17 protein-coding genes are annotated in these 20,717 nt (G+C 63.4%); 7 read left to right on the top strand and 10 right to left on the bottom strand.

The genetic code is table 11. The features are described 5' to 3' along the window. Positions 1 to 120: 120 nt before the first annotated feature. The 3 genes from JOD97_RS01785 to JOD97_RS01775 all read right to left on the bottom strand — a co-directional run bounded on the left by JOD97_RS01785 (position 121) and on the right by JOD97_RS01775 (position 2,320). Complete coding sequence (locus JOD97_RS01785) at positions 121 to 669, bottom strand: hypothetical protein (RefSeq protein WP_209712906.1); 549 nt, start codon at positions 667 to 669, stop codon at positions 121 to 123. 265 nt (positions 670 to 934) lie between these two features. Next, complete coding sequence (locus tag JOD97_RS01780; protein ID WP_209712905.1) at positions 935 to 1,339, bottom strand: DUF4431 domain-containing protein; 405 nt, start codon at positions 1,337 to 1,339, stop codon at positions 935 to 937. Between the two features lie 348 nt (positions 1,340 to 1,687). Then, positions 1,688 to 2,320, bottom strand: a complete 633-nt coding sequence (locus JOD97_RS01775) for a DUF1080 domain-containing protein (RefSeq protein ID WP_209712904.1) — start codon at positions 2,318 to 2,320, stop codon at positions 1,688 to 1,690. Between the two features lie 17 nt (positions 2,321 to 2,337). On the opposite strand from JOD97_RS01775, the gene JOD97_RS01770 reads away from it, so the two are divergent. After that, a complete protein-coding gene (locus tag JOD97_RS01770; RefSeq protein ID WP_229264147.1) occupies positions 2,338 to 3,246 on the top strand; it encodes an alpha/beta hydrolase in 909 nt (302 codons plus the stop codon). Here JOD97_RS01770 and JOD97_RS01765 read toward each other — a convergent pair. From JOD97_RS01765 to JOD97_RS01740, 6 genes are all read right to left on the bottom strand, one after another. Continuing rightward, on the bottom strand, positions 3,234 to 3,548 hold the full coding sequence (locus JOD97_RS01765) for an L-rhamnose mutarotase (protein WP_209712902.1): 315 nt from the start codon (positions 3,546 to 3,548) through the stop codon (positions 3,234 to 3,236). The two genes, JOD97_RS01770 and JOD97_RS01765, sit on opposite strands and share 13 nt — an antisense overlap. Further along, positions 3,545 to 4,747: a glycoside hydrolase family 105 protein gene (locus JOD97_RS01760; protein WP_209712901.1), complete on the bottom strand. Its 1,203-nt coding sequence runs from the start codon at positions 4,745 to 4,747 to the stop codon at positions 3,545 to 3,547. The genes JOD97_RS01765 and JOD97_RS01760 overlap by 4 nt, the downstream gene beginning before the upstream one ends. Next, positions 4,744 to 6,183, bottom strand: coding sequence for a glycoside hydrolase family 28 protein (locus JOD97_RS01755; protein WP_209712900.1), 1,440 nt, complete (start codon positions 6,181 to 6,183; stop codon positions 4,744 to 4,746). The genes JOD97_RS01760 and JOD97_RS01755 overlap by 4 nt, the downstream gene beginning before the upstream one ends. Before the next feature lie 8 nt (positions 6,184 to 6,191). Beyond that, positions 6,192 to 8,882: a glycosyl hydrolase gene (locus JOD97_RS01750; RefSeq protein ID WP_229264146.1), complete on the bottom strand. Its 2,691-nt coding sequence runs from the start codon at positions 8,880 to 8,882 to the stop codon at positions 6,192 to 6,194. A 78-nt stretch (positions 8,883 to 8,960) separates the two neighbouring features. Next, a complete protein-coding gene (gene rhaI / locus JOD97_RS01745) occupies positions 8,961 to 10,256 on the bottom strand; it encodes an L-rhamnose catabolism isomerase (RefSeq protein ID WP_209712899.1) in 1,296 nt (431 codons plus the stop codon). Between the two features lie 34 nt (positions 10,257 to 10,290). Beyond that, positions 10,291 to 12,390: a bifunctional rhamnulose-1-phosphate aldolase/short-chain dehydrogenase gene (locus tag JOD97_RS01740; RefSeq protein ID WP_209712898.1), complete on the bottom strand. Its 2,100-nt coding sequence runs from the start codon at positions 12,388 to 12,390 to the stop codon at positions 10,291 to 10,293. Between the two features lie 322 nt (positions 12,391 to 12,712). On the opposite strand from JOD97_RS01740, the gene JOD97_RS01735 reads away from it, so the two are divergent. The 6 genes from JOD97_RS01735 to JOD97_RS01710 are packed head-to-tail and all read left to right on the top strand — an operon-like array spanning position 12,713 to position 19,544. Then, a complete protein-coding gene (locus JOD97_RS01735; RefSeq protein WP_209712897.1) occupies positions 12,713 to 13,579 on the top strand; it encodes a DeoR/GlpR family DNA-binding transcription regulator in 867 nt (288 codons plus the stop codon). Next, complete coding sequence (gene rhaS, locus JOD97_RS01730) at positions 13,570 to 14,583, top strand: rhamnose ABC transporter substrate-binding protein (protein ID WP_373999826.1); 1,014 nt, start codon at positions 13,570 to 13,572, stop codon at positions 14,581 to 14,583. Before JOD97_RS01735 ends, rhaS begins: the two co-directional genes overlap by 10 nt. Positions 14,584 to 14,594: 11 nt before the next feature. Continuing rightward, positions 14,595 to 16,118 carry a sugar ABC transporter ATP-binding protein gene (locus JOD97_RS01725; protein ID WP_209712895.1) on the top strand — a complete coding sequence of 508 codons (1,524 nt, stop codon included), beginning with the start codon at positions 14,595 to 14,597 and terminating at the stop codon, positions 16,116 to 16,118. Then, on the top strand, positions 16,115 to 17,116 hold the full coding sequence (locus JOD97_RS01720; protein WP_209712894.1) for an ABC transporter permease: 1,002 nt from the start codon (positions 16,115 to 16,117) through the stop codon (positions 17,114 to 17,116). Before JOD97_RS01725 ends, JOD97_RS01720 begins: the two co-directional genes overlap by 4 nt. A 14-nt stretch (positions 17,117 to 17,130) precedes the next feature. After that, positions 17,131 to 18,150, top strand: coding sequence for an ABC transporter permease (locus JOD97_RS01715; RefSeq protein ID WP_209717052.1), 1,020 nt, complete (start codon positions 17,131 to 17,133; stop codon positions 18,148 to 18,150). Then, a complete protein-coding gene (locus JOD97_RS01710) occupies positions 18,147 to 19,544 on the top strand; it encodes an FGGY-family carbohydrate kinase (protein ID WP_209712893.1) in 1,398 nt (465 codons plus the stop codon). The genes JOD97_RS01715 and JOD97_RS01710 overlap by 4 nt, the downstream gene beginning before the upstream one ends. A gap of 160 nt (positions 19,545 to 19,704) precedes the next feature. On the opposite strand, the gene JOD97_RS01705 is transcribed toward JOD97_RS01710, so the two are convergent. Continuing rightward, complete coding sequence (locus JOD97_RS01705; protein WP_229264145.1) at positions 19,705 to 20,685, bottom strand: family 43 glycosylhydrolase; 981 nt, start codon at positions 20,683 to 20,685, stop codon at positions 19,705 to 19,707. Positions 20,686 to 20,717 lie beyond the last annotated feature (32 nt).

Here is a 20,717-nt window from a genome sequence, read left to right as displayed (position 1 = left end):
CAAGGAGGTGTTTGTGGATCTGGGCTATCGCGGCCGGCGCCGCTGGCGCCACCCGCACCATGTTCCACTTCTGGCCGTTTTATACCAGACTTCGCTGCAAAATTCACGGCTCGCGCTAAGTCATCCGCACGAGTCCGCATTCGAGAACTTGTCGGACGTTGTCCAGCCCCGCTTGCCTGCCTTATTCTCGACCTGCTTCCACCAAGTCATTTTTGCCCCTTTTCCGTCCGCGCCGGGCATCGTGGCGAGACCAACGCCGCTTGTGTAGACTTTGCCCCGATACCAAAAAAGGTAGAAGCCTTCGCCCAAGGGCGACAGCATATAGACAATATCACCAGCTCTAAGCGTAAGCTGCGGCTTGTCTATTCCTTTGACATAGCCGTCGTGAACCGCCTTGTCGATTCGAACGACACCCGCTTTCTCGGTCACAACGACACCCGTCAGAGCATGGAACTTCTCTTGTGTATGCAGATGGAATACTACAGCTGATTTATAGCTGCGCCTCTCATGCACAGCAATATCATCGTTAGCAGTCCAAGTCCGATACTCGCAGCATTCGAAAGGGCATACTCCCAAGTTCTCATAATTCGCTGGAGGCAGGTCCTGCGCTTCAGAAGCAGGACAACCAGATATGAAAAAGATGAAACTGATGAAGAGCAGTTTTTTCATACAGGTTCCTTATTTTTCCAATCGCCCGTTATTCGACCAATTTCAGCTATCTGTCGATTGCGGGTGCACGTGCAAAGTAACGGCCACAACTATCAACTAAAATGATGCCGAGTCCAATATCACATCATCAGGTTCACCGTGAATGATCATCAATTCGGCGACCTTGGCGTAGAACGTACTCCCGCTCTTGATGCCTTTGGCGTAAAAAACCTCGGCGGCTTGGGGGCGTAATCTGGCTCCGCATTGAGTTGTGCTGCAACGAGGACTATTGTGTGACACGAAGCAGTACGTCAGCGTGGTGATGCCCGGTAAAACTTGAGAATAACTGTCCTCGCAACTGTACCTGGTCGCCGATCTTCGACCGTAGCGTGGCGTACTGTGTTTTCGTGAGGACGAGTTGAACTTCTTTCACAGCATCATGGGGTTGGCGATCAGGGCCGCTATCTCCTTGTGTGCATATGGGCTGATTGAGTGTTAAGTAAAAGCCGGTCTCCGGTTCGTCGCCGTTGACGACACTTTCAAAGTTGGGTTTGCCGGGGAAAGTGGCCCGGTGGAGCGATCCGGTTAATACCAGGACAGCGGGCTCATATTTCAGGCAGTCAACTGCGTTAGCTGATAAACAAAACAGGCTGGCGAACGACATGATCAAAAATTTTATCGAAATTTTCATGGCCAGATCTCTTTCCATTGATGGCCTAATCATAGCTGCGTTTTAACGTCATCTGACTAACATTACACATCCGTAACGCAATCTCTAAAAAAACCGGAGTGTCAATGCCCGAGTGGCACATTTCTTTCGAATGAAGATCGAAAAACCCGACAATCATCTGGTGGTTCGCTTGCGCAATAGGCAGCCTGAACTAAATCCGTTTACACCGACTACCAACATCCCGGACTTTACCTACAAACGAGGAAAAATGCCGGCCCACCGCTGACGCCGCGCGGCCGCTTTTGCGCGCGCCGCCTTTTATACAACACTCAGGCAAGCGGCGCCCCGTCACGGAGTACGCCGTACCGATCAATTCAACTCCACAATTTCCACATGACGCAACTCATACGGCGCCCCCTCGAGCTGGAACCCGATGCGTCCCGACGCCGGCTGACTGTCCGCGACGCTATTTTGATAAACGCCATTGATGGTGACCTCGACCTTGCCATCGCGGCTGACGATATCGCACACATTCCATTCCCCGACCGGCCGCTCGCTATCCGGCGCCGTATGCCCTTTGATGCGCGGCTCCGCACCGGCAGCGGACGTCAACGCCTCGGCGAAACTGGCCCCGGCCATCGGCAGCAGATCGCCGGCGTTGCCACGCTTGGTCTGCACCTGGAGACTGAGCGGCCACACCCGATCCAGCGGACCATCGCTGATATGCAGCAGGATGCCGCCATTACCCGGCTTCCCGCTCCAGCGCCACTCCACATGCAGCTTGTAGTTGCGGTAGGTGTTCAACGTCGCCAAAAATCCCGACGGCTGCCCGGTCGATGCCACCACTCCTCCGGGCAGCATCCGGAACACGCTATCGACGCCTGCCGCCGGCGACGTCTTCAACTCCCACCCGCTGAAATCGCGGCCGTTAAACAAATCCACTGCGTTCGCCGTCTGGGCCGAGAAAAACAGCAACGCGGCGCATGCCATCCGATTCATCATCTGATACTCTCTTCACTATGAAAAAAACCCTGATTACCCTGATCCTCGGCGTCAGCGCCACCCTGGCCAACGCCACGCCCACCGTCATCCCACTGTGGCCGGAAGGAGTGCCCGGCGCCAAAGCGGACATCGGCCCCGAAAAAATCGGCGGCGGCTACAACTCCAACGTCAGCGAACCGACGCTGACCATGATCGGCCCGGCGGTCGACCACCCCAACGGCACCGCCGTCATCATCTGCCCCGGCGGCGGCTACGTGCGCATGTCCACCGCGCGCGAAGGCGACCAGTATGCCACCTGGCTCAGCACCCTGGGCGTGACCAGTTTCGTGCTCAAGTATCGCATGCAGGAGTATGGCCACCCCGCTCCGCTGCAGGACGTGCTGCGCGCGGTGCGCATGCTGCGTTCGCGCGCCGCCGAATTTAACATCAACCCGGCGCGCATCGGCGTCATGGGCAGCTCCGCCGGCGGCCATCTGGCGGCCAGCGCCGGCACCTTGTTCGACAACCCGGCCGGCCGCACCGGCGCCGCCATGGACGCCGTCAGCGCCCGTCCGGACTTTCTGATGCTGATGTACCCCGTGATTTCGATGCAGGAGCCGGCCGTGCATGCGGGATCGCGCAAGGCCCTTCTTGGCGCCACGCCGTCCTCCGAGGCGATCCAGCTGATGTCGTTGGAAAAGCAGGTCACCGCCGCCACGCCGCCAACGCTGCTGATCCACACGCAGGCCGATCAAGCCGTCCCGGTCGAAAACAGCATCCTGTTCTACCAGGCGCTGACCAAGGCCAAGGTGCCGGCGGAGATGTACCTGTTCGAGCACGGCGGCCACGGCATGGGCATGCGCGATGGCCTGGGCACCTCGTCACTGTGGCCACGCCGCGCCGAGGAATGGCTGCGCGATCGCGGCCTGCTCACTCAGGCGAAATAAAACATCGGCCGCAGTGGCCATTCGCGGGGCCGGTTACCCGGCTCCACTTCCATCAGGTCCGCCATGTAGTCCCACCAGCGCTTCATCACCGGTTGGCCCGGCAACGCCTCGATCTTGTTGTCGGCGGAGAGCTTCAGCACGGCGAACAGGTGCAGCGTTTCCTCGTCGAGGAAGATCGAGTAGTCGTAGATGCCGGCCTCCTTCAGCGCGGCGGCCAGGTCCGGCCACAGCACGTCGTGGCGGCGCTTGTATTCGTCCACCGTGCCCGGTTTGAGCTTCATGCGGAACGCGCTTGTGATCATTGTTTGCCTCCGTTGACCATTTTTTTCAGTTCGGCGGCGGCCAGCAGGTAGCCGCCAACGCCGTAGTTGAAGCTGGACGCGGGCCGGTAGAACGCCGGTTCGGCGCCGGTCTGCTGGATGCCACCCAGGCGCCCGTCCGCATAAACGTGTTTGAGGATGCCGGCCCACGCGCGCTCGATCACCGGGCGGTAGACCTTGGCGTCCAGATACCCCTTGTTGACGCCATACGCCATGCCATACACGAACAGCGCCGAGCCGGAGATCTCCGGCAGCGGATAACTGCCGGGATCGAGCAGGCCGGCGTGCCACAGGCCGTCCTTGCCCTGCAACCCGGCGATACGGGCCGACATCTCGCGCAACTGCCGCACGTAGAACGGCTTTTGCGGATCGTTTTCGGGGATGTAGTCCAGCGTGCGCGCCAGGCCGCCCAGCACCCAGCCTTCGCCGCGCGACCAGAAGATCTTCTTGCCATTCGGTTCGCGCTTGGCGATGTAGCTGGCGTCGCGCGCGTACAAATGATCTTCCTGGTCGTAAAGCAGATCGTAGGTCTTGCGCCATTGATCGTGCACGTAGTCGAGGTATTTGCGATCGCCGGTCGCCTTGTACATCTTCGCCCATACCGGCGGCGCCATGAACAGCGCGTCGCACCACCACCATGGCAAGCGGTCATCGCCAGGCTTGAGCGTTTTCAGGTTAATCAGGATATCGAGTTCCGTTTTGGTCGGGCCAAGGCGTGCCGACGCGGGATCCCGCTCGTACAATTCCAGATACGTCTGAGCGACGCTGATATCGTCCGCGTTGGGATACGGGGTGCGCAGCTTCCATTCGAACTGATTCGCCATGGCGAGCATGGCGTCGCGATATTTCGGATCGCCGGTGGCCTCCGACGCCGCCATGAAACCGCTGAACAGTACACTGGAGGTCCAGATCCGGTCCAGATGCGGCATGGTGCGCGCCAGCTGCCAGTCCGCCACCTTGCGCAGCGCCTTGTCGATCGCCGCCGCCCGCAGTGCCGGTGACAGGTCGGTGGCCATCGGCCCGCCGTCCGCCGGCGCGTCGCCGAAATGACGGCTGGTGTCCTTGTCGACGATGGCCTGCATGGCGGGCGTCGGCAACGGATATTGTGGCTGCTCGTTCACGCTGGCGCAGCCGCTCACCGCGGCAAGCACCGCCAAAACCAAATAGCGGGTATTCATCATGTCTTGTCCTGTTCTTCAAAACTCTTCTTGGATGGGTCTTCCTTTGGCGGTGCCGGTCCCACGACCGCGCTGCCGGCCGGCAGTCCCTTGACGGCCGATGCGTCCTCGATGGCGACCGGCTGTTTAAGCCGCAGCTTCGTTTCGGTGAATTTCCAGGCCTTGACGTCGTAGATATGACCGCCCTTCTCGGCTTCGATGTCCAGATTGGCAAGGCTGAAGCGGTCCAGCGGCACCTCCTTGTAGCCATCGACCTCGAACGCGGTGGTGGCGCCGGTGGCCTGGATGTTCCATATGCGAACGTCGTGGAAATGCGCGATGCCCTTCTCCCTCGGCACCGGAGTGGCCAACGCTTTCCAGTACGGCGGATAGTCCTTGATGTCTTTCGGGATCTCAGCGTAGCTGTAGCTTGGATTCCAGTTCATCGTGATGCGGATGACGACCGGCGTGCCCTTCATCGTGAAATCGTGCAGGCGCAGATTTTCGCCGAAGCCGCCACGCGTGTGCGCCGATTTGAACAGGATGCCGACAGGGACCTTGTCGAGCACCGTGATGTTGTAGGCTTCGATATTGCGGAAGCCGCCCGCCGTCTCGCTGCCGAACGTCACCCCGGCCGCGCCGTCGCGCACGATGGAGTCGCGGATAACCACATCCTCCGTCGGGCGGTTGACGCGCTGGCCGTCGGAATCACGCCCTGCTTTCATACATAAAGCGTCGTCGTTGACGGCGATGTCCGCGTTCTGCACCAGTATCTTTTTGGAAGAGTCGATATCGATGCCGTCGGTCGATGGTCCGCGTCCGCCTTCGTTGTTGCGGATGACGACGCCATCGACGGTAATGTCGGTCGAATAGCAGATGTGCAGCGTCCAGAATCCCGAGCGGCGCAGCAGCAGGCCGCCGCCCACTTTCACCTGCGAAGAATTAAACACCTGGATAAGGCGGGGACGCTTGGCGTCGTAGTCCGAGGCCCAGCGCAGCCCGCGCGGTTCATACGTCTTGCGCAAGGTCCAGTAGCTGTCCCAAAAGATCTTGCCGTCGCCGTCGATGGTTCCCGCGCCCGTGATCGCGGCGTTCTTTTGCTCATAGACGTTGACCAGCGCCGCCGGCCAGCTCATTTCGATACCGGCGATCCGGGTCGGCATGACGGGATAGTCCTCGATCCGCTGCGAACCGAGGATGGTGACGCCTTTGTCCACTTGCAGCGTGACGCCGTTTTTAACGAAGATAGATCCGCTCAGATAGGTGCCGGGACTGAGCACCACCGTCCCGCCATCCTTGGCGGCGGCGTCGATCGCGGCTTGAATCGCTTTGGTATTGAGGGTGACGCCATCGCCCTTGGCGCCGTAACTGCCGGCGTTGTAGGTTTTGGCGCCGGCGCCGGCCATGCCGAGGGCAAGGATCGCGGCAAGCGCCAGGCGTATCCACTTGGTGGTATTCATGGAGGTTCTCATTTGTCAGGTTGCGCCAGCAGCCGCACGGGGCCCAGCATGCCGGACGGCGTGGGGACGATCAGGTGGGTATCCTGCGGGACGAAGCGCTGGCCGTAGCGCGCCGACAGCAGCCGGTAATCCGGACGTTCCTGGCCCGCCAGCGCGTTCAGCGACAGGTTGGCGACTTTGACTTCGATCTTGTTGACGCCCGCCCGCAGCCGGCTGGTGATATCCAGCTCGTAAGGGGGATGCCACACCGAACCGGCCCGCTGGCCGTTGACGTAGACCTCGGCCGCCTCGCGGACCGGACTATCGAGCATCGCGCGCATACCGGCTGGAACCTTGGGAGTGGTTTCCAGCGGCGTGCCCTTGCCGAAGTCGAGGCGAATGGCGGCGCCGTTCAGCTGCGATGCGCTGAGCTCCACATCCTTGCTGTAGACGGCGACGCCGGAGAAGAAGCGCCTGGAGAAATCGTCGGTCCACGACCGCAGTTGCGTCATCGATTGCGGCTGCGCGCCGGGAAAGCGTACTTGCCAGTCGCGGCTCAAATCCGCCAACACCACGGAGGGCTTGCGTGGCGCCACCGCGGCAGCCGCGTCGCCGTCGCTCAGAACCAGGACGCGCGACTCGTATGGCGCCATATCCAGCTCCAGCGCTGGCGTCACCTGGGCTGCGCTGGTCGTGCCATCATGCGGATTCCACCAGGAGGCGGACTTGCGCGTCGCACGCAGTTTGGCCGTGGTGCGCACCTGTCGGTTGCTGGTGTTGGCGATAAAGTAGATGTCGCCGTCCGCCAGCTTGCGGCGCACGAAGCCGACATCGGCCGACTGCGACGCCAGCTTCAGGTCCGGCGTCACCGCCTTGGCCAGCGCCGCACTAACCGCCGTGTCGTCCGCCACCAGCGTCACGCCAGGTGTGTTTTGTAAGGCCTGGGAGGCCGCCACGACCTGCGATGTGATCCTCTGCGCGCCGGCAAAACCCGGGGCCAGCGACGGCAGGCCACCGACGGCGATGATCTTGCCGCCGCCGCGCACGTAATCCGACAGCTTGGCCATCACCTCCGGCGACAGGCGCGTCACGTGCGGCATCACCAGCACCGGGTGGCCGACGCCCAGGGCGAGGATCGATTCGGCGTCCACATAGTCCAGATTATGGCCGGCGTCGAGTATCTGCTCGGTCAGTTCGGGCGTGACGTGTTTGTGCATCTCCGCCGACAGCGACACTTTACCGGGCGTCAGCGACGCATAGACGTCGTCGTTCGGCAGCAGGACGGCGACGTCATTGGCCGGCCGTCCCTGGCGCAGCAGATAGCTGGTGCGGCTCAGATACGCCGTCACATCCGGCATGACGTTCCACCAAGGCTGATGATCGTTGAACACGGCCGCCGCATAAAACGCGTAGCCGGGCTCCGGCAGCCCGGGAGGCGTGTAGGGCCAGCCGTGGCCGACGAACAGGTTCACGCCTTGCAGCAGCATGCGGTCCGCCTCCGCCTTCATGTCCAGCGGCGTGGCGCTGAAGGCCGGCGAATGTAGCCAGGTCCAGGTTTCGGCCGAGATCACCGGCTTGTTGTACAGGTGCCCGGCCGATGTCGCCAACCGGGTGAAGGAGAAGGTGCGGAACTGCGGTCCCTCGCCTTCCGGCAGCGCGACCAGGCGGTTGCTCGACATGGAGACCGCCGGCTCGCCGTAGGTCTGCGAGCGGAATTGCGTTTTATGGGCTTGGGCCCAGTCGTTGACCGGCGTCAGATAGCGTTCGTTGACCAGCTCCGTTTGCGTTTGTGCCCAATCGTGGCGCAGCGCGCCGGCATCGGGACCGGCCCCGCTGAAGATCGTTGGCAGATGCGGCTTGAGATCATAGCCGCGCCGACGCTGGAACTCCTCGAGAAAATCGTCGGTCCAGTCGGTGCCGTAGACTTCCAGACTGTCCGAGAACACCGCATACGGCGGCTGGTCGCCAAAGGCCTTCAGCAAAGGCTCGGCGACGGTGTTCAGATGATGATCGATCGCCTTGCGGCTCAGGTGGTCCAGCACGAACCCTTCGGCGCCCAGCGCCGCGCGCTTGACCTGCTGGCCGGTGCGGCTGGCGATGTAGAACACCATGACGCGCGCACCGGCCGCCGGCGCGACCGCCGCGCGGCCAGGCCCCGCAGGCAGCTCCGTCATTTTCAATGCCGCCGCGTCGTACTGCTTGGCGTTGCCCGCGCCGACGAAAGCGGCCAGCAGCTTCTCGCCGCTCATGATGGCTGGCAGCGCCACCGTGGTTTCGCCGGGCGCCACCTCGGCGACGGCGACGCGCAGGCGCCCCGCCGACTCCGCGACCGGCACATTGGGGCCGCCATAAGGCCAGCCGCTGGCCAGGGTCATATCGACGCGCATGCCCTCGGACCGCGCCTTGCGGTTGACGAAGCCGACGGAATCGAGGAATTCCGGCGAAAGATAGGGAACGTTGCGGATGCCTCGCGCCGGGTCGTCGAGCTCCATCGGGTAGACCGGCTGGATCTCGACGCCACCGAAACCGCCGGCCTTCATCGCCAGCAGTTCCCGCTCAAGCTGCGACTGGACGACGGCCGGGCCGAACCACCACCAGCGCACCATCGGACGGGCGTCCACCGGCGGATTGGCCAGATGGGCGGCGACATCGGCGAGCCGGTCCGACAGCACCGGCCCGCGCTCCGCCGCCAGGCCGGCGCCAGGCCATAGCAGTGACAACGCGACACAAACCGCCCGTGCGGCGGGCGTGGCCGGGCGGCGCTGATCGCGCGGCCCCTTGATTGTCGGGGCCACCGCTTAGACGATACCGCTGCTGCTGGCGCCCGCCTTTGCCGGCCTGCGCTCGGCCGCCTGCCCGCGATAGCCGCTGGCGCGATAGCACGCCACCGGATCGATGGCGCCGCCCGAACGCAGGCGCGCCATCGCCAAAATCGCGCTGACATCGGTGCGGTACGCGTGCTTGAGCGTTTGCGCCGACTGCAAGGCGTCGTTGGCTTCCTGATACTGGCGCAAGGCGGTGCGGTCCACCATGTTGGCCTGGACGAAGGCGCGCTGCACTTCGACCGCGCTGTTCATCAGGCTTTCGATCGGATCGGTGACGTTATGCGACTGGTCCAGCATGTAGGCCGGCGCGAACGAGGCGCCTTCGCGTTCCGCCGCATCGGCCAGCTCGTTGAAGACCAGGAACAGCTGGAACGGGTTGATGCTGCCCGAATCCAGGTCGTCGTCACCGTATTTGCTGTCGTTGAAGTGGAAGCCTCCCAGCTTGCCGAACTGCGCCAGCCGCGCGACGATCATCTCGATGTTGGTGTTCGGCGCGTGGTGGCCCAGGTCGACCAGGCACTTGGCCTTTTCGCCCAGCGTCTGCGCGCAGGCGAAACTGGTGCCCCAATCGGCGATGGTGGTGGCGTAGAAGGCCGGCTCGAACAGCTTATGCTCGATGAACATGTTCCAGTCGGACGGCAGCGCTGCGTAGATGGCGCGCGCGCTATCCAGATAACGTTCCAGCGCGCCGCGCAGGTTATGCTGCCCCGGGAAGTTGGCGCCGTCGCCCACCCACACCGTCAGCGCCTTCGATCCCAGCGCCCGGCCCAACTCGATACATTCGATATTGTGCTCGACCGCCTGGGCGCGCGTGGCCGCGCTGTGCGCCGTCATGCTGCCGAATTTGTAGCTGTGCTCCTGCCCGACCTGGTCCTGGAAGGTGTTGGAGTTGACGGCGTCGAAGTACAGCCCATGGCTCTCGGCCTGCTGGCGCAGCGCCGACGGGTCCGAGGTTTTATCCCATGGGAAGTGCAGCGATACGCCAGGGGTGGCGCACGTCAGCTGATGGATGACGGCGCAGTCCTCCAGCTTTTCGACCACATTGCGTGGCTCGCCCTTGCCCGGAAAGCGGGCGAAGCGCGTGCCGCCGGTGCCGGCGCCCCAACTTGGCAAGGCGACCGCGAACTTTTGCGCTTGCGCGGTCAGCTTTTCGATGTCCTGGCCACGGCGGGCCAGCATGCCACCCAGCGCGGCGTAGTCCTCGTCCAGATTGGCGCGCAGCTTGGCGTTGTGTTCGGCCACGCGGCCGCTGTCGATGATGGTGCTCATTAAAAGGTCTCCTTCGTTATTTTTATAATGTGGCTTAGCGCGTGAACGCGCCAGCGTTGCCGGCATCGACGTTCAGGATGTTACCAGTGCTCTTGCCAGCCTTGTCGCTCGCGAGGAAGTACACCGCTTCGGCGATATCCTCCGGCAGGACGCTCAGTTTCAGCATGCTGCGGTCACGGTAAAACTTCTCGACGTCGTCGGCCTCGATTTTATTCGACTGGGCGCGTTCCTGCTTCCACTTGCCGTCCCAGATGCGCGAGCCGCGAATGACCGCGTCCGGATTGACGACGTTGACGCGGATGCCGTGCGGCGCGCCTTCCAGCGCGATGCAGCGCGCCAGGTGGATTTCCGCCGCCTTGGCGGTGCAGTAGGCCGAAGCGCCAGCCGATGCGACCAGGCCGTTTTTGCTGGCGACGAACACCATGCTGCCGCCCAGGCCCTGCTGCTTCATGATGCGGAACGCGGCGCGGCTGGCCAGGAAGTAGCCGGTGACGAGGATGTCCTGGTTGCGCTGCCAGATTTCCAGCGTGGTGTCCTCCAGCGGCGCCGACGAGGCGATGCCGGCGTTGGAGATCAGCAGATCGACGCCGCCGAAGCGCAGCGACGCCGCCTGCAGCACGCTTTCCACCTCCGCCTCGCTGGTGATGTTGGCGACGATGCTGCCGACGCTATCCTTGCCGGCCGACTTGGCCAGGTCGGCGTGCGCCTGCGACAGCGCCTCCGGATCGATATCGGTCAACATCACGCAAGCGCCTTCCTGCAGCAGCTGTTTCGCCACCGCCTGGCCGATGCCGCCGGCGCCGCCGGTGACCAACGCGATGCGGCCCGCCAGGCTTTTCGGCTTGGGCATGCGCTGCAGCTTCGCTTCTTCCAGCAGCCAGTATTCGATGTCGAAGGCTTCCTGCTCCGGCAGGCCGACATAGGTGTCGACGCCGTTCGCGCCGCGCATCACGTTGATCGCGTTGACATAGAACTCGCCGGCGATGCGCGCGGTGGCCTTGTCCTTGGCGAACGACAGCATGCCGACGCCGGGGATCAGGTAGATGATCGGATTGGCGTCGCGCACGGCCGGGCTGTTATCGTGCTTGCAGCGCTCGTAGTAGGCGACGTAGCCGGCGCGGTACTCCTCCAGCGCCTGATCGAGACCGGCGACGAGCTTGTCGAAGTCCGGCTTGAGCGGATCGAAGTCGATCACGAACGGACGGATTTTGGTGCGCAGGAAGTGGTCCGGGCACGAGGTGCCCAGGGCCGCCAGCGGCTGCAGATCGCGGCTGCAGACGAATTCCAGCACGGCGGCGCTGTCGTCGAAGTGACCGAGCTTGTATTCATCGCGGCTGATTTTACCGCGCAGCAGCGGCATCAGCTTGGCCGCCAGGGCGCTGCGTTCTTCGGACGGCAGCGGTTCGATCGCCTGGCCGCCGAACGACGGCTGCTTCGAATTCGCGGCCAGCCATTCCTCGGCGCGTTTGATGATCGCCAGCGTCGTCTCGTAACAGGACTTGGCGGTGTCGCCCCAGGTGAACAGGCCGTGGCCTTCGAGGATGATGCCCTTCAGGTTGGGCTGCGCCTTCGATACTTGTTCCAGTTTCAGACCAAGGTCGTAGCCTGGACGCTGCCACGGCAGCCATCCCAGTTCGCCCTCGAAGATTTTTTGCGTCAGGGCCTGGCTGCCGGCGCAGGCGGCGATCGCGATCACCGCGTCCGGGTGCATGTGGTCGACGTGCTTGCGGTCGATGTAGGCGTGCAGCGGCGTGTCGATGCTGGCGGCGCGCGGATTCAGGTTGAAGGTGCAGTGCGGCAGATAGGCCACCATCTCGTCCTCGAGCGCCAGGCCGCGGTAGCGCGACTTCAGGGCGTTGAGCTTATCCATGTACAGCGTCGAAAAACCATCGAGCTTGATGCTGCCAAGGTCGCCGCCGGAGCCTTTCACCCACAGCACCTCCACCTGCTCGCCGCTGAGCGGATCGGCCATCATCACCTTGGCCGACGTGTTGCCGCCACCGAAATTGGTGATGCGCAGGTCCGAACCGAGCAGGTTCGAACGGTATAGCAACAGCTCCGGCTCGCTCATGGCTGCCGCAGCTTTGTCGTCCCACAGAGAAGTGATCGGGGCTTGCTGCTGGGTTACTTTCATTTACTGATCTCCGTTGTTTGATTGTGCGTTCATCTTTGCCCTTACCGCTTTTGGCAACTGTGACCAGTAGAAATCAGCGGCGCATGGGTGTCAATGCGCAAGCGCTCAAGATGATGACCAAGTGGGAAATAATCATATCGATGATCGAAACGTGATTGGATCGCGAAATCGATATGGAAACAATCAAATATTTGATCGACTAATGATTGACGGAAGATTTTGAAATGTTTAGTCTTAGTAATTAATAAAGCCACACACCGGATCGGTCCCCCAGAAAACTGCGGCAGCGACGGTAGTAGTGGCGAAAAAAAAGGAGACAGGAATGGTAAATCACAAGCGCCGTAAACGTTTGCTGAAGTTGCTCGCCGAACACAATACGGCCAGCGTGCCGCAGTTGGTCGACTGGCTCAGCGCCTCCCCCGCCACCGTGCGCCGCGACATCAGCTGGCTCGCCGCCCGCAGTCTGCTCACCCGCACCCGTGGCGGCGCCGCGAACCTGGAGCAGAAAAAACGCAGCTTCACCCTCACCAGCGAGACCTTCCAGCACAACATCCAGTGCTACGCCGAGCGCAAACGGGCCATCGCGCGCCACGCCGCCGGCATGTGCGCCGAAGGTGAAACGATCATCATCAACGGCGGCACCACCACCTTCATGATGGCCGAATTCCTGGTCGATCAGCACCTCAAAATCCTCACCAACTCCTTCCTGATGGCCGAGCGCCTGCTGGTATCGAGCGAGAACGAGATCATTGTCCCCGGCGGCAAGGTCTATCGCGAGCAGAACGTCATCCTCAGCCCCTTCGACAACGACATCACCCAGCACCATTACGCGGCCAAGATGTTCATGAGCGTCTACGGCCTGTCGCTGCTTGGCCTGATGGAGGCCGACCCGCTGCTGATCCAGGCCGAGAAGCGCCTGATCTCGCAGGCCGAGGAACTGATCGTGCTGGTCGACAGCTCCAAGTTCGCCAAGAAGGCGGGCCTGATCCTGTGCGGCTTGAACCGCGTATCGACCGTCATCACCGACACCTACGCCTCCGATTCGGCGGTGCAGCTGCTCGAGCAGTCCGGCGTGCGCGTGGTGACCGTGGAGCCGGAAGCGATTCCCGCCCAGCACAACGCCAGCCCGTTCAATCCACCGTTCGACTACCAGTCGGCCGCGATGTACCAATCGGAGGTATCGCATTGAAGCGCAGGAAGATCGTATTGGCGGCCGTTGCCGCCGGCCTGTTGACGGCCATCGCCGGCTGCGGCGAGAAAAAAAATGAGAACATGCGCATCGCCATGGTCGTCAAAAGCCTGGGCAACGGCTTCTTCGACGCCGCCCACACCGGCGCCAACGACGCCGCCAAGGAGCTGAAAAACGTCGAGATCATCTACACCGGCCCGACCACGCCGAGCGCCGAGGGCCAGATCGAGATCATCAACTCCCTGATCAGCCAGAAGGTCGACGCCATCGTCATCTCGGCCAACGATCCGAACGCGCTGGTGCCGATCACCAAAAAGGCCATGGCGCGCGGGATCAAGGTGATCTCGTTCGACAGCGGCCTGGCGCCGGAAGGCCGCCTGATGCAGCTCAATCCCTCCAACGCTGACCTGATCGGATTGAAGCAGATCCAGATGGCGTCCGACGCCATCGGCGGCAAGGGCGAGATCGCGATCCTGTCGGCGTCGGCGCAGGCGACCAACCAGAATATCTGGATCGGCGTGATGAAGAAGGCGCTGGAAAAGCCCGAGTTCAGCAAAATGAAGCTGGTCGCCACCGTCTACGGCGACGACCAGTCGGACAAGAGCTACCGCGAGGCGATCGGCCTGTTGCGCAGCAATCCGAACCTGAAGGCGATCATCGCTCCGACCACCGTCGGCATCAACGCCGCCAGCAAGGCGGTGGTCGACGAGAACCTGGTCGGCAAGGTGTTCGTCACCGGCCTGGGGCTGCCGTCCGAGATGGCGGGCCATGTCAAGAGCGGCGCGGTGCGCGAGTTCGCGATCTGGAATCCGATCGATCTCGGTTACGCCGCCACCTACGCCGCCTACGACTTCGTCAAGGGCCAGCCCACCGCCAAGCCGGGCGGCAGCGTCTCGGCCGGCCGCATGGGCAGCATCGCATTGGACGCCAACGGTGAAGGCGCAATGGCGCCGCCATTCACCTACGACAAAGGGAACGTCGACAAGTTCTCCAAGATCTTCTGAGCTGGAGTCCTATGAATACGAATACAAGCCCGGTCCTGCAATTGACCGGGATCTGCAAGCGCTTTGCCGGCATCGTCGCGTTGAACAACGTGGCGCTGTCGGTGCGAGCGGGTGAAGTCATGGCGCTGATCGGAGAAAACGGCGCCGGCAAATCAACATTGGTCAAAACCCTGACCGGTATCTACCGTCCCGACGAAGGCGTGATCGAACTGGCCGGCAAACCGATCAAGTTCGCCAGCGCGCAGGACGCGATGCGCGCCGGCGTGACGGCGGTGCACCAGGAGACGGTGATGTTCGACGAACTGACCGTGGCGGAGAATATCTACGTCGGCCGCCAGCCATGCAAAGGCGCGTCCGGGCGCATCGACTGGAGCAAGATCGAAGCCGAGGCGGAGAAGCTGTTCGCCCGCCTTGAAGTGAACCTGCCGGTGCGCGCCCGCGTCAAGGATTTGAGCGTGGCGCAGCGCCACTTCGTCGAAATCGCCCGCGCGCTGTCGCAGGATGCGCGCGTGGTGATTTTGGACGAGCCGACGGCCTCGCTGTCGCAACGCGAAATCCACGAGCTGTATCGCATCATCGGCCAGCTGCGCGCGGCCGGCACGGCGATCATTTTCATCACCCACAAATTCGACGAAATCTTCGCCGTGGCGGACCGCTACACGGTGCTGCGCGACGGCCAGTTCATCGCCGAAGGCGCGATCGCCGACGTCACCGAGCCGGAACTGGTGGCGCTGATGGTGGGCCGCACCGTCAAACAGGCCTATCCCAAGGCCGACGTCACGCCCGGCGAGGTGCTGCTGGAGGTGAAAAACCTGTGCCATCCGACCGAGTTCGACGACGTCAGCTTCTCGCTGCGGCGCGGCGAGATCCTCGGCTTCTATGGCCTGGTCGGCGCCGGCCGCTCGGAGGTCATGCACGCCATCTTTGGCCTGAGCACCGCCGTGCGCGGAACGGTCAGGCTCGATGGCAAGGACATTTGCGTCACCTGCGCGTCCGACGCCATCAACCATGGCATCGCCTATGTGCCGGAGGACCGCCAGCACCAGGGCGCGCATTTGTCGCTGCCCATCCTGCAGAACATCACGCTGCCCATCCTGTCGAAGGTGGGCTTCTTCCTGCGTGGACGCCGCGCCCAGGAAACCGCGATCGCTCGCCACTACGCCGAGCAGCTGGAACTGAAGGCGGCGCACCTGACGCAGAATGTCTCCGAACTCTCCGGCGGCAACCAGCAAAAGGTCGTGCTGGGCAAATGGCTGGCGACCGATCCCAAAGTGATCATTCTCGACGAGCCCACCAAAGGCATCGACATCGGCTCCAAGGCCGCCGTGCACCGCTTTATCGGTGAGCTGGTGAGCAAAGGCCTGTCGGTGATCCTGGTCTCTTCCGAACTGCCCGAGGTCATGGGGCTGGCCGACCGCATCGTCGTCATGCACCAGGGCCGGATTGAAAACATCTACGACCGCGCGGACGCCACGCCGGAGAATATCGTGGCCGCCGCCTCCGGCTGCGCGCTGCCGGTGGAGGAATGCGTATGAAGACACTGCTGAAAATGCGTGAGGTCCAGCTTGCGCTGTGCACCATCGCGCTGATTATTTTGGTCGGCACGCGGGCGCCGGTGTTCGTCACCGGATCCAGCCTGGCCAACCTGCTCACCGACAGCACCCTGCTGATCATGCTGGCGCTGACGCAGATGCTGGTCATCGTCACGCGCGGCGTCGATCTGTCGGTCGCTTCCAGCCTGGCGCTGGCGGGCATGATGTCGGCGCTGCTGGCGTCGCGCTTTCCCGATCTGCCGCTGCCGCTGGTGATGCTGGCCGCCGTGGCCATCGGCCTGCTGCTTGGCCTGATCAACGGTTACCTGATCGGTTATCTGGATCTGGCGCCCATCGTCGTCACGCTCGGCACGATGAGCGTCTACCGCGGCCTGGTGTTCGTGCTGTCCGGCGGCGCCTGGGTGTCGTCGCACCAAATGCCGGCCGACTTCATCGCCTTCCCGCTGGCGCGCCTGTTCGGCGTCACGCACCTGGTGTGGATCGCAGGGCTCACCGTGCTGGCGGCGTGGTACGTGGCGCGGCACAGCCGCTTCGGCCGCGACCTGTACGCCATCGGCAACGAGCCGGGATCGGCGCGCTACGTCGGCATACCGATCGCCAGCCGCTTGATGTGGACGTACGGCCTGTCCGGCGCCATGGCCGGCTTGTGCGGCTACCTGTGGGTGGCGCGCTATGCGGTCGCCTACACGGAAATCGCCTACGGTTTCGAATTCACCGTCATCGCGGCGTGCGTCATCGGCGGCATCAGCATCGCCGGCGGCAGCGGCAGCGTGGCCGGCGCGGTGCTGGGCGGCTTGTTCCTCGCCGTGATCGGCAACGCGCTGCCGGTGGTGAAGGTATCGCCGTTCTGGCAAAGCGCGCTGACCGGCGTCGTGATCCTGACGGCGGTGCTGATCAACGCCCGTGGCGGCAGACCAATCGGCCGGCAGATCCTGCCGCTGCATTTGAATAAACCCAACGCGACCGGGAGCGCTGCGTGAATACGAGTACCGTGATGTCCAATACCGCCGACGCTCCTGAAAAAGCCGGTTCCTCCCGCTATATCATCGCCGACCGTCCCGGCTTCCGCCTCGGCGCGCTGCTGGGACGTTGGGAAAGCCTGCTCGCGCTGCTGCTGGTGGCGGCCTTCGCCGCCAACGCCATCATGCTGCCGCACTTCCTCGACCTGTACAACCTGGCCGACGGCACCTTCAACTTCAGCGAGAAGGCACTGATCGCCTTGCCGATGGCGTTGCTGATCATCTGCCGCGAGATCGACATCTCGGTGTCCGGCATTCTCGCGCTGTCGTCGGTGGCGATCGGCCTGGCGCACACCAGCGGCGTGGCGCCGGAACTGCTGCTGCCGATCGCGCTGGCCAGCGGCACGGCCTGCGGCTGGCTCAATGGGATCATGGTCACGCGCTTCCGGCTGCCGTCGATCGTCGTCACCATCGGCACCGTGTCGCTGTTCCGCGGGCTGGCCAGCGTGGTGTTGGGAGACAAGGCGTTCACCGGTTATCCGCAAGTGATGGCCGACTGGGGCCAGGGCTACTTCTTCGGCTTCATCCCACGCGAATTCATCATCCTGCTGGTGTTTGCCGCGCTGTTCGCGGTGATGCTGCACGCGACGACCTGGGGACGCCGCATCTACGCCATCGGTAACAATCCGGTCGCGGCGCGCTTCTCCGGTATCGCCGTCGACCGCTATCGGCTGGTGCTGTTCATGCTGACCGGCGCGATGGCCGGGCTGGCGGCCTACCTGCTGACGGGCCGCATCGGCAGCACGCGGCCGAATATCGCCATGGGCTGGGAACTGGAAGTGATCACGATGGTGATCCTGGGTGGCGTTAGCATCGCCGGTGGTGCCGGCACCATCGGCGGCGTGATGCTGGCGGTGCTGACCCTGGGCACCGTGACCTACGGACTGTCGCTGGCCAATATTCCCGGCATCTACATGACCATCGTCGTCGGCATCCTGCTGCTGGCGACCATCGCCCTGCCACGGTTGCTGCGCGGCCGCAGGACCGCCAAATGACCTTGCCGATAGAAGCCACCATCGTCCTCGATATCGGCAAGACCAACGTCAAGCTGGTGCTGATCGATGCCGACGGCGCGGTATTGGCGGAGCGCCGCAGTCCGAACACCATATTGAGTGGCGGTCCGTATCCGCATCACGACACCGACCGTATCTGGAGCTGGATGCTGGATGGGATGCAGCAGTTTTCGGGGCTGGCGCGCGTCGGCGCCATCGTCAGCGTCACGCACGGCGCCACGGCGGCGCTGGTCGATGACGAAGGACTGGTGCTGCCGGTGCTCGACTACGAGTTCGAGATGCCTGCCGAGCAAGGAGCGCACTACGCCGGCCAGCGGCCGCCCTACTCCGCCACCTATTCGCCTGGGCTGCCGGCCGGCCTGAATCTCGGGCGGCAGCTGGCGTGGCAGGCGCAGGCCTTCCCGGAACAATTCCGCCGCGCGCGCCATATCCTCATGTATCCGCAATATTGGGCATGGCGCTTGAGCGGCGTGGCCGCCAGCGAAGTCACCTCGCTGGGCTGCCACACGGACCTGTGGCAGCCGGCGCGCCAGCAGTATTCGTCGTTGGTCGAGCGGATGGGATGGAACGGCTTGTTCCCGCCGCTGCGGCCGGCGTGGGCGCCGCTCGGCTTTTTGAAGGCGGAGCTGGCGCGGCAAACCGGCTTGCCGGTCGAGTGCCGGGTTTTGTGCGGCATCCACGACAGCAACGCATCGCTGCTGCGGCATTTCGCCCGCGCCGCTGGCGGGCAAGGCGAGCCGCCGGCGGTGCTGTCGACCGGCACCTGGGTCATCGCCGCGGCGCCGGGCAAGCCGCTGGAAGGCTTGCGCGAGGAGGCCGACATGCTGGCCAACAGCAACGCCATGGGCCAGGCGGTGGCCTGCATGCGCTTCATGGGCGGGCGCGAGTTCGGCGAGTTGGCCGGCCGCGATCCGGAGGTCTGCGGCGAAGAGGATTTGCGGTTGATGATCGAACAGCAGACGATGGCGCTGCCCTGCTACTCGCAGGCCGGCGGTCCGTTCGCGGGGCGGGTCGGGGAGATTGTCGGCGAGGCGCCGCGGGACAAGCGGCAGCGTTACGCGCTCGCCACGCTGTATTGCGTTTTGATGAGCGACTACTGTTTGAGCCAGTTGGGGGTTGAAGGTGAGGTGGTGGTCGAAGGCAGCTACACGGGCAATCCGTGGTTCGCGCCTTTGCTGGCGGCGTTGCGCCCGCATCAGCAGATCAGTAGCACCGACGACACCAGCGGCACCACGTGCGGCGGCTGGATGCTGCACCACTGGGGCAGCGCGCCGGCGGTGCGCAGCGCGGTGGCCACACCGCTGGAACTGGCCGGTTGGGCCGAATACCGCCAACGCTGGCTTGACAGACTCGTGGAGACACGTAGGGCGGATTAGCGGGCGAGGCCCGCTAACCGCCCCTGGGCCCATCGAAGAAGCGGCCTACCTGACCGGTAGGCCTTAAGAGCGTAGCGTAATCCGCCATGCATGCGCCGTCGGCGGCTCATAGATGGCGGATTACGGCGTTCCGCCTAATCCGCCCTACGTGGAACAGTGGTCAATCGGCTACCGGCTCGCCAAAATCCGGCGTGCCGTCGGCGTTCCAATGCAGCACTTGCGCGCGCGTGTGGCGGTTCGGATCGTTCAAGGAGTCGCCGACGATGTCGCGGTAATTGCGCGCGTGGTAGACCAGTATATCGGTCTTGCCGTCCGGCGTGGTCGTGAACGAGTTGTGCCCCGGCCCGTACTGGCCATTCGCTTCGCTGGTGGCGAATACCGGCTTCGGCGACTTGCTCCAGGTGCCCGGCTTGAGCAGGTCCCCGTTCGCCGGCGCCGTCAACAATCCCAACGCGTAGTTGGCGTCCGTCGCGCTGACCGAGTAGGTGACGAACACCCGGCCGTTTTTCACCAGCGCCGCCGGCGCCTCGTTGACCGCGTACTTGACCTTCTCCCAATCATATTCCGGCTTGGTCAACATCACCGCCGGCCCTTTGATCGACCACGGCGTGTCCATCGCGGCGATGTAGATGTTGGTGGCGTGCGAGGCCGCTTCCGGCGCGACCTGGGTCCATAGCAAATAGCGCTTGCCATTGAGCGCAAAGGTGGTGGCGTCGAGCGCGAACGATTCCCAGCCCGTCTTGAGCTGCCCCAGCTCCTTCCATTCGCCTTCCAGAGGATTCGGCGAGCTGTTTTCCAGCACGTACAGGCGGATCTCCCAGATCTTGTCGGCTCGCCCGGCGGTGAAGTAGATATACCATTTGCCGTCGATGTGGTGCATCTCCGGCGCCCAGATGTGCGCGCCCATGATGCCGCTGGCATGCTTGCGCCACACCACCTTGGCCTCGGCCCGTCCAAGGTCGTTGAGCGAGCGCGCTCGCCGCAGTTCGATGCGGTCGTACTCCGGCACCGTGGCCGTAAAGTAGTAGTAGCCGTCGCTGTGCAGCGCGACCTGCGGGTCGGCCCGCTGCTTGACCAGCGGGTTGTTGAATACCGGTTCCGCCGCCGATGCGACGAGCGCGAACGAAAAAACAGCGGCCATGTAGGCCGCCGTTCTCAGTCCGCGCGCAATAA

Origin of the sequence: Duganella sp. 1411, from assembly GCF_017833525.1 — a bacterium.
In the GTDB taxonomy this organism is placed as follows: Bacteria; Pseudomonadota; Gammaproteobacteria; order Burkholderiales; family Burkholderiaceae_D; genus Rugamonas.
The sequence above is the reverse complement of the archived record's forward strand: the minus strand, read 5'-3'. Positions and strand labels throughout refer to the sequence as shown.

Coding starts and splice junctions, on each gene's coding strand:
- JOD97_RS01785 (WP_209712906.1), bottom strand. CDS start 669: ATGAAAAAACTGCTCTTCATCAGTTTCATCTTTTTCATATCTGGTTGT.
- JOD97_RS01780 (WP_209712905.1), bottom strand. CDS start 1,339: ATGAAAATTTCGATAAAATTTTTGATCATGTCGTTCGCCAGCCTGTTT.
- JOD97_RS01775 (WP_209712904.1), bottom strand. CDS start 2,320: ATGATGAATCGGATGGCATGCGCCGCGTTGCTGTTTTTCTCGGCCCAG.
- JOD97_RS01770 (WP_229264147.1), top strand. CDS start 2,338: ATGAAAAAAACCCTGATTACCCTGATCCTCGGCGTCAGCGCCACCCTG.
- JOD97_RS01765 (WP_209712902.1), bottom strand. CDS start 3,548: ATGATCACAAGCGCGTTCCGCATGAAGCTCAAACCGGGCACGGTGGAC.
- JOD97_RS01760 (WP_209712901.1), bottom strand. CDS start 4,747: ATGATGAATACCCGCTATTTGGTTTTGGCGGTGCTTGCCGCGGTGAGC.
- JOD97_RS01755 (WP_209712900.1), bottom strand. CDS start 6,183: ATGAATACCACCAAGTGGATACGCCTGGCGCTTGCCGCGATCCTTGCC.
- rhaI (WP_209712899.1), bottom strand. CDS start 10,256: ATGAGCACCATCATCGACAGCGGCCGCGTGGCCGAACACAACGCCAAG.
- JOD97_RS01740 (WP_209712898.1), bottom strand. CDS start 12,390: ATGAAAGTAACCCAGCAGCAAGCCCCGATCACTTCTCTGTGGGACGAC.
- JOD97_RS01735 (WP_209712897.1), top strand. CDS start 12,713: ATGGTAAATCACAAGCGCCGTAAACGTTTGCTGAAGTTGCTCGCCGAA.
- JOD97_RS01725 (WP_209712895.1), top strand. CDS start 14,595: ATGAATACGAATACAAGCCCGGTCCTGCAATTGACCGGGATCTGCAAG.
- JOD97_RS01720 (WP_209712894.1), top strand. CDS start 16,115: ATGAAGACACTGCTGAAAATGCGTGAGGTCCAGCTTGCGCTGTGCACC.
- JOD97_RS01715 (WP_209717052.1), top strand. CDS start 17,131: ATGTCCAATACCGCCGACGCTCCTGAAAAAGCCGGTTCCTCCCGCTAT.
- JOD97_RS01710 (WP_209712893.1), top strand. CDS start 18,147: ATGACCTTGCCGATAGAAGCCACCATCGTCCTCGATATCGGCAAGACC.
- JOD97_RS01705 (WP_229264145.1), bottom strand. CDS start 20,685: ATGGCCGCTGTTTTTTCGTTCGCGCTCGTCGCATCGGCGGCGGAACCG.